Origin of the sequence: Salicola sp. Rm-C-2C1-2 (genome assembly GCF_040196175.1) — a bacterium.
Taxonomy (GTDB): Bacteria; Pseudomonadota; Gammaproteobacteria; order Pseudomonadales; family Oleiphilaceae; genus Halospina.
Window position 1 is genome coordinate 137,661 of the sequence record NZ_JBEFNF010000001.1, and the last position, 13,502, is coordinate 151,162.

At 59.2% G+C, this 13,502-nt stretch carries 10 protein-coding genes; 7 read left to right on the forward strand and 3 right to left on the reverse strand.

Annotation, left to right across the window (positions count from 1 at the left end; all coding sequences use genetic code 11):
• Positions 1 to 141 precede the first annotated feature (141 nt).
• The 6 genes from AAF659_RS00620 to parE all read left to right on the forward strand — a co-directional run bounded on the left by AAF659_RS00620 (position 142) and on the right by parE (position 9,452).
• The gene (locus tag AAF659_RS00620; RefSeq protein ID WP_349749755.1) at positions 142 to 1,188 is read left to right on the forward strand and encodes a hypothetical protein; all 1,047 of its coding nucleotides are present in this window, start codon (positions 142 to 144) and stop codon (positions 1,186 to 1,188) included.
• Positions 1,189 to 1,239: 51 nt separating this feature from the next.
• Positions 1,240 to 2,268 (forward strand): putative solute-binding protein, encoded by a 1,029-nt coding sequence (locus AAF659_RS00625; protein WP_349749756.1) that lies wholly within the window; start codon positions 1,240 to 1,242, stop codon positions 2,266 to 2,268.
• Positions 2,269 to 2,299: 31 nt separating this feature from the next.
• On the forward strand, positions 2,300 to 4,348 hold the full coding sequence (locus tag AAF659_RS00630) for a TRAP transporter large permease subunit (protein ID WP_349749757.1): 2,049 nt from the start codon (positions 2,300 to 2,302) through the stop codon (positions 4,346 to 4,348).
• A 101-nt stretch (positions 4,349 to 4,449) separates the two neighbouring features.
• The gene (locus tag AAF659_RS00635) at positions 4,450 to 6,957 is read left to right on the forward strand and encodes a S8 family peptidase (RefSeq protein ID WP_349749758.1); all 2,508 of its coding nucleotides are present in this window, start codon (positions 4,450 to 4,452) and stop codon (positions 6,955 to 6,957) included.
• Between the two features lie 24 nt (positions 6,958 to 6,981).
• A complete protein-coding gene (locus AAF659_RS00640; protein ID WP_349749759.1) occupies positions 6,982 to 7,461 on the forward strand; it encodes a protease complex subunit PrcB family protein in 480 nt (159 codons plus the stop codon).
• 92 nt (positions 7,462 to 7,553) lie between these two features.
• On the forward strand, positions 7,554 to 9,452 hold the full coding sequence (gene parE / locus AAF659_RS00645) for a DNA topoisomerase IV subunit B (RefSeq protein WP_349749760.1): 1,899 nt from the start codon (positions 7,554 to 7,556) through the stop codon (positions 9,450 to 9,452).
• Positions 9,453 to 9,473: 21 nt separating this feature from the next.
• Here parE and fabB read toward each other — a convergent pair whose 3' ends face one another.
• The 3 genes from fabB to AAF659_RS00660 all read right to left on the reverse strand — a co-directional run bounded on the left by fabB (position 9,474) and on the right by AAF659_RS00660 (position 12,665).
• Positions 9,474 to 10,691 (reverse strand): beta-ketoacyl-ACP synthase I, encoded by a 1,218-nt coding sequence (gene fabB / locus AAF659_RS00650; RefSeq protein WP_349749761.1) that lies wholly within the window; start codon positions 10,689 to 10,691, stop codon positions 9,474 to 9,476.
• Positions 10,692 to 10,705: 14 nt separating this feature from the next.
• On the reverse strand, positions 10,706 to 11,215 hold the full coding sequence (fabA, locus tag AAF659_RS00655) for a bifunctional 3-hydroxydecanoyl-ACP dehydratase/trans-2-decenoyl-ACP isomerase (protein ID WP_349749762.1): 510 nt from the start codon (positions 11,213 to 11,215) through the stop codon (positions 10,706 to 10,708).
• Between the two features lie 163 nt (positions 11,216 to 11,378).
• On the reverse strand, positions 11,379 to 12,665 hold the full coding sequence (locus AAF659_RS00660) for an EAL domain-containing protein (protein WP_349749763.1): 1,287 nt from the start codon (positions 12,663 to 12,665) through the stop codon (positions 11,379 to 11,381).
• Between the two features lie 235 nt (positions 12,666 to 12,900).
• On the opposite strand from AAF659_RS00660, the gene AAF659_RS00665 reads away from it, so the two are divergent.
• Complete coding sequence (locus AAF659_RS00665; RefSeq protein WP_349749764.1) at positions 12,901 to 13,479, forward strand: cytochrome b; 579 nt, start codon at positions 12,901 to 12,903, stop codon at positions 13,477 to 13,479.
• Positions 13,480 to 13,502: the final 23 nt, after the last annotated feature.

The window sequence follows — 13,502 nt, forward strand, 5'->3', positions numbered from 1 at the left end:
TTGCATCCTTCTCCTGTCTGCCGTTTCATTGTCGACCTTGATGACAATCAAGCTATAGTGCCTTTCGCGCGTTATTAGCCGGGATTGTCGAGCCAAGGAGACATCCGCTTGCCGGCGGCTGAGGACAGATGGAGATTGATTATGCCGAACAAGACCAATAACGGCATCTCCGGGGCGCGCATCACAGGTGTGTTTATTGCCTTGACGATGCTGGTCGGGTGTTCCGTGAACCCCCTCCACAAGATAACCGGTGATGTGATGACCGGTTACGCCGAGGCGGAGAACACGCCGTACGTGCTCGCCATGACTGATGTGCAGAAAGCCTGTTCACTGGGTGAATCTGTTGATCCGCTGCTCTACTCCTTCTCCCGCGTGACCACCGAGCCCGCCAAGACCGGAACGCTGTTGTCTGTTCTGGCGGGCATCTGCATGGAACAGCAAGCCTTTGAACAAGAGCTGCGTTATCTGCGCGCGGACTATCAGGGCAATACCAAGGAGCTTCGGGATGCACGCGAGGCGATGCAGCGCCAATACGGTACGACTGCAGAGCGCCGCCAGCGTGCTTTCAACCGTATGCTGACCGGTTTCAGTTATGAGCCCAAACCGGATGCGCAATGCCCGGAGCTGGATTCCGATCAGGACGAGATCACCTTTCTTCTTGGGCTGATTTCTGGCGCCCAGGCGGTGCTGAATGATGGCAAGGCACAGGGTCGTGCTGGCGTGTCCCGGCGGCTGGCGGCCCAGGTGGAGCGTGCCAGCTATTGCGTTAGTAATCAGAAATGGGCCGGTATTCCGCAAGGTCTGCGGGCCACCATCTGGGTTTTGCTGCCGGATCTTAAGCCGGCTGAGATCAGTGCTGGTACCTGGGAGGTGCTCGCGCGCAACCGCAGACTCGGTGTTGAGAAAGGGCTGCGTGTTACCGCGGCCTTTGAACTGATGATGGCCGAGAACGTGGGGCGTGATGAGACCATCGCCAAGGTTCTCGCTTATCTGGATGAGACGTCTGACGAGTTCGACGTGTGGGAGCGTTATCAGCTGGCTGATCTCGCTGCGATGCGCATTGCCTTGGCAGTGTCCGACAGGCTCTGGACCCGTGAGCACGGCTATCGCACCCCGGAAAATCGTTTCGGGGAGACCGGCACTGGCAAGGATGAGGGCGACAGTATTGATACCGAGGGGCTGCTGTAACGGCTCCCGGCCTATGGATTGGTCAACAACAACAGTGAACAGGAGAGATCCATGCGACTCCGCAGTCTGACAGCCGCTTTATGCCTTGGCCTGGCGCCTTTTGCGCAGGCTCAGGACAAGGCAATTGATATGTGTGTGTTTGATCTGATCGGTTCCAGTGGTGACCAGTATGCGCTGGTGGAAAACTACGCGATCGACATGCGTGAAAAGGGCATCAAGTTCAATCTGGAGCCCTATACCGATGAAGGGGTTGCCATGTCCGCCTTTTCCGCGGGTGACTGTGACGCTCTGGCGGCCACTGACCTTCGAATCCGGCGTTATAACGGGTTTACGGGCACACTCAGTGCTGTGGGTGCCATTCCCTCCTATGAGCATCTCGAGACGGTGCTCGCTGCCATCAACAAGCCTTCCGCCAGTGATTATATGAAAGAAGGTGATTATGAAATCGCTGGGGTTTTTCCGTTGGGGGCTGCCTATCTGTTCGTGACGGACCGAAGAATGGATACGGTTGAGGATCTGGCTGGCAAGCGGATTGCAACGCTCGATCATCACCCGGATGCGGTTCACATGGTCAACTACGTGAATGCGAGTGTGGAGCCGTCCTCGATCACCGATTTCGGCGGCAAGTTCAACAACCGCTCAGTGGATGCCGCCTATGCGCCAGGCTGGGCCTATGAGGCGCTGGAACTGTACCGCGGGATCGGGGATCAGGGCGGTATTGTGGATTATCCGCTCGGTCAGCTGACCATGCAGATCGTAATGCGTGATGATGTGCTCACCGATAAGGAGGCCCAGACCTCCCGTGAGGTCGCATTCGACCACTTTGATATGGCGCTCGACAGGGTCAGGGAATATGAGAAGGCCATTCCGGATGATGCCTGGATTGAAATTCCGGGCAGTGATATTGCGGATTATCAGGAGATGTTCCGTCAGAACCGCATTGAGCTCCGGGATGGTGTTGATGCCAATGGTGATGAAGTCAAGCAGGTGTATCACGGCGAGATGCTGACATTGCTGCGCAAGGTGCGTTGCCGGATCAATCAGGATGCCTCTGAGTGCACGGCACCGGATCGTGAATAACCCCCGTCACTTCTGACGTATCGAGGTCGTCATGTCGGAATCGTCTTCCTCCTGGGGGAGCGCCCGCGCCCCCGGGCACGCGCGCCGTCTGCACGGCGCGCTCGTGCTGTTGCTGCTGATCGCTCTGCTTCTAATGGGGCTCGGTGGCTCCATGCATACCCGTATGCTGGCACTCGGTGAGCAGATCTGGCCGGGGTATTATTCCCTCGACCCGGGGGCTGAAGCGCCGAGCTGTGAAACCGATGTTGATATTGATAAACGGGTTCAGGAAGAGCTTTCTGCTGACGAGGAAGAGGACCCTTTCGGATTGGGCGGAGGCGGCCCGAGCGAGAAGCAGCTGCGGCGATCCATCGAGAGCAATGTTGAGCGATGCCGGGATCGTCACGAGCAGTATGAGGCCAACCAGGAGCGCATCACCCCTGTGCTTGTGGCGTATAAGACGGTTGAACGCGGTATGGCTGAGTGGCTTACTGACAACCGCTCGCTCTCCACGTACCTGTTCATCATGCTGCTCGGTTTCGGAGCCGCGACTGCGGCTTTTGCCAACCACCACATCAGTATCCGCCCGCCCATCAACCGGGTGGATTGGATGCTGGCGGAAGGCGGTCAGCTGGTGGTGAACCTGCTGATGGTCTATTCGCTCTACAATCACCTGGGGAATCTGATGGATACGCCGGATACAGGGCGTCTCCAGGCGCTTCAGAAAGCCTGGATAGCGATGTTCACGATCCTGGCCGGTATCAATCTCCTGCGGTTATTCAGCATGCCATCTGATCTGCCCCGAGGTAAGTTCAGGATCTCCTCGCCCCTGGCTATCCCGCTCTATTGCTGGATGGGCGTGATGGGCTATCTGTATTTCTCAAGTGGTGGTAACTGGGATACAGTCGGGCTCGGTGTCTACCTGAACCAGTTGACTAAGCATGCGTCGCTGTTCGTCAACATCGGGCTCTATGTGTTCGTGGGCATGATGCTCAAGCAGACTACGATCCCGCAACGCCTGCTCGCGGTGGTGCACCCCTGGCAGCTGCCGCCCGCCACGCTGGCTTCGTTGGTGATTTTTGCTACAGCCTTCCCAACAGCGTTCACCGGCGCGTCCGGCATCTTCATCCTGGCGGTGGGCGGTACCGTCTATGATGAACTGCGACGCGCCGGTGCCGGGCGCCAGCTGTCACTGGCCACAACTGCCATGTCCGGAAGTCTGGGCGTGGTCCTTAACCCCTGCCTGCTCATCGTGGTGGTGGCCGCACTGAACAAGGAGGTTACTACCGGCGAGCTCTTCGGTTGGGGATTCTGGGTTTTCATTCTCTCGGCCATTCTCTTCACCCTGATGGTGACCCGCAGCGAGAAGGAATGGCGCCCACGGGCCAGCGATTCGCGGGTTGCGGTGAGACAGTCACTACGGGCATTCAAGCCACTGATTCCCGACGTGATCCTGATCACTGTGATGGTATTCCTGTTCTGGCTGGCGCTGGGTATGAAGTTCAACGAATTCACGGCGCCAATCATCCTGCCAATCATCATGATGGCGCTGGTAGCCCTGGACTATGACGGTGGTGGTAGCCGCCTGATGGGAACCAGCCGACGCATTGCCCTTGGCGCCGGCGAGTCGGCTGTCCACGTGGGTGCGTTGTTGACGCTCATAGGCCTTTCAATGACGGTTGGCGGTGTCCTTGAGCGCTCTCACGTTATCGCTGGCTTGTTCCCGGCAGAGGCGGACTCGGTTGTGCTTGTGGTCATGGCGCTCATGGTGATGCTGACCATTATCGGCATGTTCATGGATCCATTTGCGGCAGTGGTGCTGGTTTCTGCCACCATCGCACAACCGGCCATAGGCCTGGGTGTGGATCCGCTCCATTTCTGGGTTATGACGATTGTGGCCTTCGAGCTGGGCTATCTGACACCGCCGGTAGCGCTCAATCATCTGCTGACGCGACAGGTGGTGGGTGTGAAAGAGGCGTTGGTTCCTGAGCCCGAGGCGCCCAACCTATACCGGCGCTTTCAGCGTTTGATTTTGCCACTGATGGTAATGGGGCTGACGCTGATTCTGGTTGCGCTGGTGCCATTGTTGTTTTACGGCTGACACATGTGAAACCTTGTGTATAAGCAGCCCTTCAGGGCCGCTTGGTCGTAAATGCATCATGGATGATGCAGACATGGTTTGATGGCACGAGGTTGAGCGCGATGTTGCTCCTACGCCCCTTGCAACGGCTTATCCTGAACGCAACCGCTGTTCTGCTTGTGACTGCCTGTGGTGGGGGTGGTGGCAGTGGCAGCAGCAGTGGCAGTGAAGCGCGCGGTGTGCTCAAAGGCACGATTGAGATCGCATCGGGTACGCGGGTGGATGCGGACACCGCTCTTAATCTGCAGAAGCAGGACCTTGAGGTATCACGAGGTTCACCGCTGAAAGAACCACAGAATGATGTCGATAATCCGTTCCCCGGGAATGTGATCGCTGGAGGCTACATCAGTGGGAGAAGCGGCACCTACGGTCAGGCTGGTAGCGGTCGCAGCTACCCCCGTGATCCTTCTGATGCATTCAGGATTGCCCTGAACGAGGGTCAGCAGGTCACGATCAATTTCTTTCCCGCGCCTCTTGGATCGGGAAAGCAGCTGCCTGAGACCGAACTCAGGCTCGGACTGGTTGATGAGCCGGCCACAAGCGCCGGTCCCGACAGCAGTGGCATCAAGTCTCTACGGGCGAATGCGGACGGTATTCATGAGCTGACGGCTGCATCGGAGGGGGGGCCGGTTCGGTATGTCGTCCGGGCCACATCCCTGCAACAGGGTGAGATCATCAGTCCAGCATCGGGCGGTTTTCTGCCGGGTGAGGCGATTGTAACCATGAGTCAGGGGAGTGGGTCGGGAGGCGGCGTTCGGGCCACCGCCCTGGGTGGCGTCAATGCCCGCGCTCAGCGGGCATTGGGCGGGGGCCAGTTCCGGATGCGGATGCCGCTGGAAAGGCAGGCGGTGCTGCCCGCGGACGCCTCAGAGACGACGTTGCGGCGGGAGACATTGGCCTGGATCAGAGAGCTGAGGAAGGACCCTGATGTGGCCGCGGCTTATCCCAATCATCGTGTGCGGGCTCAGGCCACCCCGTCACTGGATGATTACCCGTCTCAACGATGGCATTACAAGCAGATTCGGGCCGCTAGTGCCTGGGGCGCGAATGAGGGCAGCTCGGGGGCTGATATCTCCATTGCGGTTCTGGATACCGGGGTTCTGCGCACTGGGGACGACTGGCACCGGCAACTGGCCCCCAATATACGTTGCGGCCTGGAGTGTTTCGACGCGGTTAATGATGCGTCGTTTCCGGATGATCTGGCAGGCAACTATCACGGCACCCATGTGGCTGGTATTGCGGGCGCGGATTCGAAAAGGGTCGGCGTAATAGGTGTTGCGCACGCGGCCGATATACTTCCGGTGCGGGTGCTGGGCGGCTCTGAAGGCAGCATTGCCGATGTGATTGAAGGCGTGCGCTGGGTCATCAATGGCCGCAACGAACCCCGGGCGGATCTCATCAACCTCAGCCTTGGCAGTCAGAGCGCCAATCCGCAGCTGGCGGATGTGCTTCGGGATGCGGAAGCTGCCGGCATCACGGTTGTAGGCGCATCCGGTAACGCCGGCAGCGACCAACGCTTTTATCCGGCTGCCTACCCGACGGTAATCGCGGTGGGGGCAACCGACTGCAACGGGAAGCGAGCCGCATTTTCCAATTTCGGTAACTGGCTCGACCTTTTGGCTCCGGGCGGTGGTAATGTCAACGCCTGCTACAGCAACGATAATGACAACAGCAGGGTCTACAGCGCCTCGGCTAACGATCAGAGGCAGCCGGTGATCGGAGGGCTCAGCGGAACCTCAATGGCAGCCCCTCATGTGACCGGCGCGCTGGCCCTGCTTCTGGAGCAGGGTGATGTCGAGCCGGCTCTGGTGCGGGCCCTGATCAGGGAAGGAGAAGTCAGTCGTGGGGACGGTACCTTTGACGTTGAAACAGGGCGCGGTCTTCTGGATGCCGCGGCCGCCGCCGATGATTTCAGTGGACGCGCGGCGTTGGCGCCGGATCCCGCCCTCATCCGACTTTCGAGCGATGAACCTGTAATGGACCTGACTCTGGAACAGGTGGGGAGTCCGGATCAGAGTATTGCGCCGCCAAGCGTTGATGTGGCCGGCGGTGGCGACTGGTTTAAAGTAACCGGTCAGTTTCCGGACTATCAGGTCACGCTTGAAGATGAGGGCGTGCCGCCCGGTGTCGCCCGTAATGGCGTGATCAGAGTCAGCTACCAGCAAAGCCAACGCAGCTATGAGATTCCGGTAACCGCGACCATTGCTGATCCACTGGCGGAGCGCAACGCGGGAGCCCATTTTGTGCAGTTGACTCCCGTCGATGAGGGCAATGACCAGCTCAAGACGATCCAGAAGGTGGTGGAAGCTGAAAATGGCCGTTACCAGTTTGAGTTTGACACGTCGGATATTAAGCCCGGGGAGTATTACCTGATCGCGGGGACTGACATGGACAGTGATGGTGCTTTCTGTGGTCCGGGCGAAGCCTGTGCTGAGTACCCGGTTACTGGACAAGTCGAACCTATAGAGGTAACCCAGACAATGGATCTCGATGTGACACTGGAAACCGCCTTTACCCGCCCGGTTGATACCCAGGCGGATCCCGGCTACCGTCGAATCAATGATCAATAAGTTGCCGGGAAGGGTGCTGTGGTAATGGTGAGTCTTCGAGCGTTGGGTATCAGCCTGCTGGCGCCGTTACTGGTCGGGTGCCAGGCGGGGCAGGCGGAAATGGAGACCCTTTCCGGGCTTGATGTGGTCGCGGAGGCGGATCACTGCAACCACGAGACCCCTGGTCTCACCCTGGTGCAGTCAATGTCCGACTTCCCGGAGGTGGATGGATTGTTGCCGGCCGGGGAAGGGGCTCTGGAGGTCGGCCATGACGTCCTCGTGATTTATCTGGGCCAGCGCTCCACGCCGGGATACAGCGCCGATCTGGATCAGGCGCAAATGGTGGACGGGACGCTGGCGCTCGACCTGCAAGCCACCGAGCCGGAAAGCGGCGCCATGATGGCTCAGGTGATCACAACTCCCTGTCTGGCCCTGGCCATTCCCGGCGAGAGCTGGTCGAGCCTTTCCGTGCGTATGGATGCGGACGGATTCCCGCTGAGCCTTGAGGCGCCTTCCCGGCGCTGAAACCCTGTCCGTTCTCTGATACTGTTGCGTGCGTATCAAGGTCGGCGGCCGCACGGTCGCCGCCTCACTTCCGTTGAAGGACAGTCGAGCCCATGAGCCAGAGTAGCGATTACAACGCCGATTCCATTGAAGTCCTCAAAGGGCTGGATCCGGTACGCAAGCGCCCCGGCATGTACACCGATACCTCCCGCCCCAATCATCTTGCGCAGGAGGTCATCGACAACAGTGTGGACGAGGCACTGGGTGGCCACGCCAAGCGCATCGACGTGGTGCTGCATAAGGATGGTCGGCTGTCGGTGACCGATGATGGCCGAGGCATGCCCGTGGATGCCCACCAGGACGAAGGCGTTCCCGGGGTGGAGCTGATCATGACCCGGCTGCACGCCGGCGGCAAATTCAACAAGGCCAATTATCAGTATTCCGGCGGGCTTCATGGCGTCGGGGTTTCGGTGGTCAACGGGCTTTCCAGGGAGCTGGAGGTTTTGATCCGGCGCGATGGCAAACTGCACCGGATCCGCTTCGAGCATGGTTACAAGGTCGAGGATCTGAATGTCATCGATACGGTGGGCAAACGCAACACGGGTACCACTCTGAGTTTCCTGGCGGATCCGGAATACTTTGAGAGCCCGAAGTTTTCGATTCCTCGCCTGCGCCATATCCTGCGCGCCAAGGCCGTACTATGCCCTGGATTGACCGTAACACTGCTGCAGGAGGAAAGCGGTGAAAAAGATGAGTGGTACTACGAAGACGGGTTGACCGATTACCTGAAGAGCGCTCTGTCGGACCGGGAATGCCTGCCCCAGGAACCGTTCACCGGCGAGGTCAGTGGCAACACCGAGATGGTGAGCTGGGCCCTGCAGTGGTTGCCTGAAGACACCGAGGTGGTTGCCGAGAGCTATGTGAATCTGATCCCCACCACCCAGGGCGGTACCCATGTGAACGGCCTGCGGACGGGGCTGCTTGAGGCCCTGCGCGAGTTCTGCGAGCTGCATAACCTGCTGCCGCGTGGGGTCAAGCTTACGCCGGACGACATCTGGGAGCGTTGCAGTTATGTTCTGTCGTTCAAGATGCAGGAGCCGCAGTTCTCCGGCCAGACCAAGGAGCGCCTGTCTTCGCGCGAGGCGGCCAGCTTCATCTCGGGTGTGGTCAAGGACGCTTTCAGTCTCTGGCTGAACCAGCACACTGACATTGCCGAGGCGCTGGCCGAATTCGTGATTGGCAATGCCCAGCGCCGCCTGAAAGCGTCACGCAAGGTTCAGCGCAAGAAGGTGACCTCCGGGCCGGCGCTGCCCGGCAAGCTGGCGGACTGCACGGGTACTGACCCGGCTCAGTCGGAACTGTTTCTGGTGGAGGGCGACTCCGCTGGCGGTTCCGCCAAGCAGGCGCGGGATCGTGAGTACCAGGCGGTCATGCCGCTGCGGGGCAAGATCCTCAATACCTGGGAGGTGGAGTCGTCGGAGATTTTCAGTTCCCAGGAGGTGCACGACATCGCAGTGGCCATTGGCGTGGATCCGGGCTCGGGGGACCTGACCGGCCTGCGCTACAACCGGGTCTGCATTCTTGCGGACGCGGATTCGGACGGTATGCATATCGCGACTCTGTTGTGCGCGCTTTTCGTTAAGCACTTCCGGCCTCTGGTGGAAGCCGGACACGTGTTCATGGCCATGCCGCCGCTGTACCGCATCGATCTGGGTAAAGAAACTTTCTATGCCCTCGACGAGCATGAGAAGCAGGGTATCGTTGATCGTCTGGCGGCGGAAAATCGCAAGGGCAAGATCCAGACGCAGCGCTTCAAGGGGCTGGGCGAGATGAATCCGCTGCAGCTGCGCGAAACCACCATGGCACCGGACACACGCCGCCTGGTACAGCTGTCGCTGAGTCCGGATGACGGCACCGACGAACGCATGGATATGCTGTTAGGCAAGAAGCGCGCCGCAGACCGGCGCACCTGGCTGGAAGAGCACGGCAACGAGGCCGAGGTCGTGGGCTGACCCCGGCCCGCTGCCGGCGGGTCAGCCGTCGAAGCGGCGGAAAACCAGGGTGGCGTTGGTGCCGCCAAAGCCGAAGCTGTTGCTCATCACCAGCGGCAGGTCTGCGCTCTCTTTCATTTCACGCAGTACAGGGTAGCCCTCGGCGCCTTCATCCAGATTCTCGATGTTGGCGGACGGGGTGATAAAGCCCTCGCGTTGCATGATCAGTGTGTACACTGCCTCATGCACTCCCGCCGCACCCAGTGAATGCCCGGTCAGCGGCTTGGTGGAGCTCACCGGGGGCATGTTGTCGCCGGTCACCTTGTGGATTGCATCCAGTTCGACGACGTCGCCTGTGGGGGTGCTGGTGCCATGGGTGTTGATGTAGCTCAATGGCTCATCGATGCTCTTCATCGACTGCTGCATGCAGCGCACAGCGCCTTCGCCCGAGGGCGCGACCATATCGGCACCGTCGGAGGTGGCACCAAAGCCGACCAGTTCCCCAAGGATATTGGCGCCGCGCGCCTGGGCGTGCTCCAGCGATTCAAGCGCCATGACCCCGCCGCCACCAGCGATCACAAAACCGTCACGGTCCGCATCATAGGTGCGCGAGGCTTTGTCCGGCGTATCGTTATATTTGGTCGACAGCGCGCCCATCGCGTCAAACAGCAGCGTCAGGGTCCAGTGCAGGTCCTCGCCGCCACCGGCGAACATCACATCCTGGCGTCCCAGTGCGATCAGATCGGCAGCATGGCCGATGCAGTGGGCACTGGTCGCGCAGGCTGAGGTGATGCCGTAGTTTACACCTCGGATGCCGTAAGCGGTGGCCAGGTTGGCGTTGATGGCGCTACCCATAGTCCGTGGGACACGGTAGGGGCCAACCCGCCGGATGCCTTTCTCGCGATGCGTGTCGATGGAATCCATCAGCTCGACCGTGGAGGCACCACCAGTGCCCATGATCAGGCCCGTGGTATCCGCTTTGATCTGCTGTTCGGTCAGCCCCGACTGTTGTACGGCTTCCTGCATCGCCAAGTAGGCGTAGGCGGAGGCGGGGCACATGAATCGATAGAGCTTGCGGTCAATGTGCTCTTTCGGATCAATGTGGATACCGCCCCAGACATGACTTCGAAGCCCGTTGTCCCGCGCCTGTTCGCTGAGTTCGATGCCCGAACGGACCTGGCGCAGGGAATCGGTGACCTCCTGCTGGTTGTTGCCCAGGCTGGAGATGATCCCCATCCCGGTAATCACGACACGTCTCATTGCTTGTCTTTGCCTCAGAAGTTTTCCGTGGAAGTGAAGAGCCCGACACGCAGGTCCTTCGCATGGTAGATAGGGCGTCCATCCACTGAGACGACCCCATCGGCGATGCCCATGGTAATGCCCCGACGGACAATACGCTTGATGTCCAGCTGGTAGCGAACCACTTCATTGGAGGGTAGCACTTGGCCGGTGAATTTCACTTCACCGCAGCCCAGTGCTCGACCGCGCCCCTGGCCGCCAGTCCAGGCCAGGAAGAAACCGGTCAGCTGCCATAGTGCGTCCAGCCCTAGGCAGCCCGGCATGACAGGATCGCCCTTGAAGTGGCAGTGGAAGAACCAGAGATCCGGATCAATGTCCAGTTCCGCGATCAACTGGCCCTTACCGTACTCGCCGCCGTCATCACTGATGTGGGGTATCCGGTCCAGCATCAGCATCTGGTCGACCGGCAGCCGCATGTCGCCTTCGAAGAGTTCGCCTCTTCCGCAGCGTTCCAGATCAGCTTTGTCAAATTGAGCCACTGTCATGGCGATCTCCTGAGAATTACAGCTGTTACGGTAACAGACTCTGTTTCGGAATGCTTGATACTCTGTTCCCACACGTTGACTACGCGTGCAAAGCTTATAAAGCTAACACGTGTTCGCTCTCCGTGGGAATTGCACTGAGCCGGACGTATCGTACCTGTGTCGCTCAGTCTCCGGCTTGTTCGCCCGTAAGAATGTCGCAGCACAGTACCAGGCTCCGGTCACCATAGACGAAGGCGCGCGAAAGCGTGATGCACATGTGTGCGCCAGTTGCCGAAAGGTAAGGGCGGGTGATCTGGAGTTCGCCAGGGTGGCGAAGAGCGCGGCGCAGGTAATGCTGGCGGTACCAGTCGGCTTCGCTGGTATTCTCCAGTGGCCGGAAACGCGGGTCCAGCCGATGCGCGCTTTCCGGCGAGAGCATGCTGTCATGGACCTGAACGCCGTCATCACCGATGAGGTAGCAGCGGGAGACAGTGTGATGATTGACGAGCGGCTCGCAGGCCTTGCCAAAATCGCTGCCCGCTTGTAGAAAGCTGATGACCCGCTCAAAACGGTGACTGAAAAAGCTGGTGATCGTCTGGGTTGGGTCGGACTGTTGCTGTTTGTCCCGCTTGTACTGCTCGAGCAGCGTCTCGAAGTCGGCATTGCCCTGAACAGCACTGCCAAGCTCGGTTGTGGGTCGGTGAAAATAAAATCCCTGGACGAAATCAACCCCCGCATCTACGGCAATAAGCGCCTGGTCACGCGATTCCACACCCTCCATCAGAACCAGGCAGCCGGATTCGTGGAGTAGTGAGACGATGCCCTTCAGGATCTGGCGGGTGCGCTTCTCTTCTGTGGCCCGCGCCAGCATCTGGCGGTCAAGCTTGACGATGTCCGGGCGCAGATTCCAGATGCGTTCAAAGTTCGAGTGGCCGGCGCCGAAGTCGTCGATGGCCGTCAGACAGCCCAGTGAACGGTAATACTCCACTGTGCGACGCAGCAGGTTGGGATCGTCACTGGGCTTTTCGACAATCTCCACCACCACGCGATGCGCGGGGAATTGCAAATCCTGAAGCAGACTGCCGAAGAAGGCATCGGCCTGCATGCCGCTGGCCATGCATTGGGGGGACACGTTTAGAAAAAGCCAGTTTATTTCATCCGCCACGTTCTGGAAGTTGCGAACATGAAGGGTCCGACACAGGCGATCCAGTAGCAGGTTCGAAGGATGATCCTGAGCCAGCTCGAACAGATGGGGGGGAAGAACCGGTGACGCGTCGTTGTCGTAAGCGCGGATCAGGGCTTCGTAGCCGACAATTCGCTTATGGGAGATACTGAAGATTGGCTGGAGTGCTGTGCGCAGTGCCAAACCCTCGTAGCGCCCCATCCAGGCATCCCGGTCGTCTGTTGGGGAAAGCCGGGCGCTGATGCGCTCAAAGTCCGTCACTGTACTGCTCTGGTCGAATGGTGGCATGGGCCTCTGACTGCGCTTTGGACGACATCCGTTGAGTTGGCCTTCTCAGGGGCAGGTTCGTTGGATTGTGCCAATCTCATCAATGTAATGACATCCCCGATATCGAAACAAGGCAAGAAAAACACTGATAATGATCAGATATTCTGAAGATCCGTAACAAAACTTTTCGGTTTTACCGGGGTGGTGTCAGGGGCTACTCTAAAATGGCGTTAGTAAGCGAGGGAGGCAGGCAACGATGCAGTGGCGCAATTCAAGGATCCGCTGGGGCATTGTCAGCGTTGGCTTTCACTGGGTCATGGGGCTAGTCGTGGTGGCCTTGTTCGGAGTTGGGTTGTACATGGTGGATCTGGGGTATATGGATCCACTACGCAATGTGCTACCGGACTGGCATCGCAGTGTCGGACTGCTGCTGGGAGCGGCTCTTGTGCTGAGGCTGCTGTGGCGATTTACTTCGCCGCCTCCCAAACCGGTGCCGGGACACACGCGGGTGGAGCACTTTAGTGCCCATAGCGTGCACTGGCTGATGTACGCGCTGATGCTGGCCATGGTGGTCAGCGGCTATCTCATATCAACTGCTGACGGGCGCGGTGTGGCGGTTTTTGATTGGTTCAGCGTACCCGCAATCACGGGCAAGTTGCAGGGGATGGAAGATATGGCGGGGGACTGGCACCGTTGGATGGGCTGGATTCTGGTCATTCTCGCCGGCCTGCATGGCCTGGCCGCGTTCAAACATCATTTCTGGGATGGTGATGACACGCTGCGACGGATGCTGTGCATGAAGCTGCTCCAATCACAACCCCATGAGAAGCAGTAAACAACACACAGAAGGAGAACATC

Bases quoted from the DNA above. Each gene is read 5' to 3' on its own strand.
- AAF659_RS00620 (WP_349749755.1), top strand. From the start codon at position 142: ATGCCGAACAAGACCAATAACGGCATCTCCGGGGCGCGCATCACAGGT.
- AAF659_RS00625 (WP_349749756.1), top strand. From the start codon at position 1,240: ATGCGACTCCGCAGTCTGACAGCCGCTTTATGCCTTGGCCTGGCGCCT.
- AAF659_RS00630 (WP_349749757.1), top strand. From the start codon at position 2,300: ATGTCGGAATCGTCTTCCTCCTGGGGGAGCGCCCGCGCCCCCGGGCAC.
- AAF659_RS00635 (WP_349749758.1), top strand. From the start codon at position 4,450: ATGTTGCTCCTACGCCCCTTGCAACGGCTTATCCTGAACGCAACCGCT.
- AAF659_RS00640 (WP_349749759.1), top strand. From the start codon at position 6,982: ATGGTGAGTCTTCGAGCGTTGGGTATCAGCCTGCTGGCGCCGTTACTG.
- parE (WP_349749760.1), top strand. From the start codon at position 7,554: ATGAGCCAGAGTAGCGATTACAACGCCGATTCCATTGAAGTCCTCAAA.
- fabB (WP_349749761.1), bottom strand. From the start codon at position 10,691: ATGAGACGTGTCGTGATTACCGGGATGGGGATCATCTCCAGCCTGGGC.
- fabA (WP_349749762.1), bottom strand. From the start codon at position 11,215: ATGACAGTGGCTCAATTTGACAAAGCTGATCTGGAACGCTGCGGAAGA.
- AAF659_RS00660 (WP_349749763.1), bottom strand. From the start codon at position 12,665: ATGCCACCATTCGACCAGAGCAGTACAGTGACGGACTTTGAGCGCATC.
- AAF659_RS00665 (WP_349749764.1), top strand. From the start codon at position 12,901: ATGCAGTGGCGCAATTCAAGGATCCGCTGGGGCATTGTCAGCGTTGGC.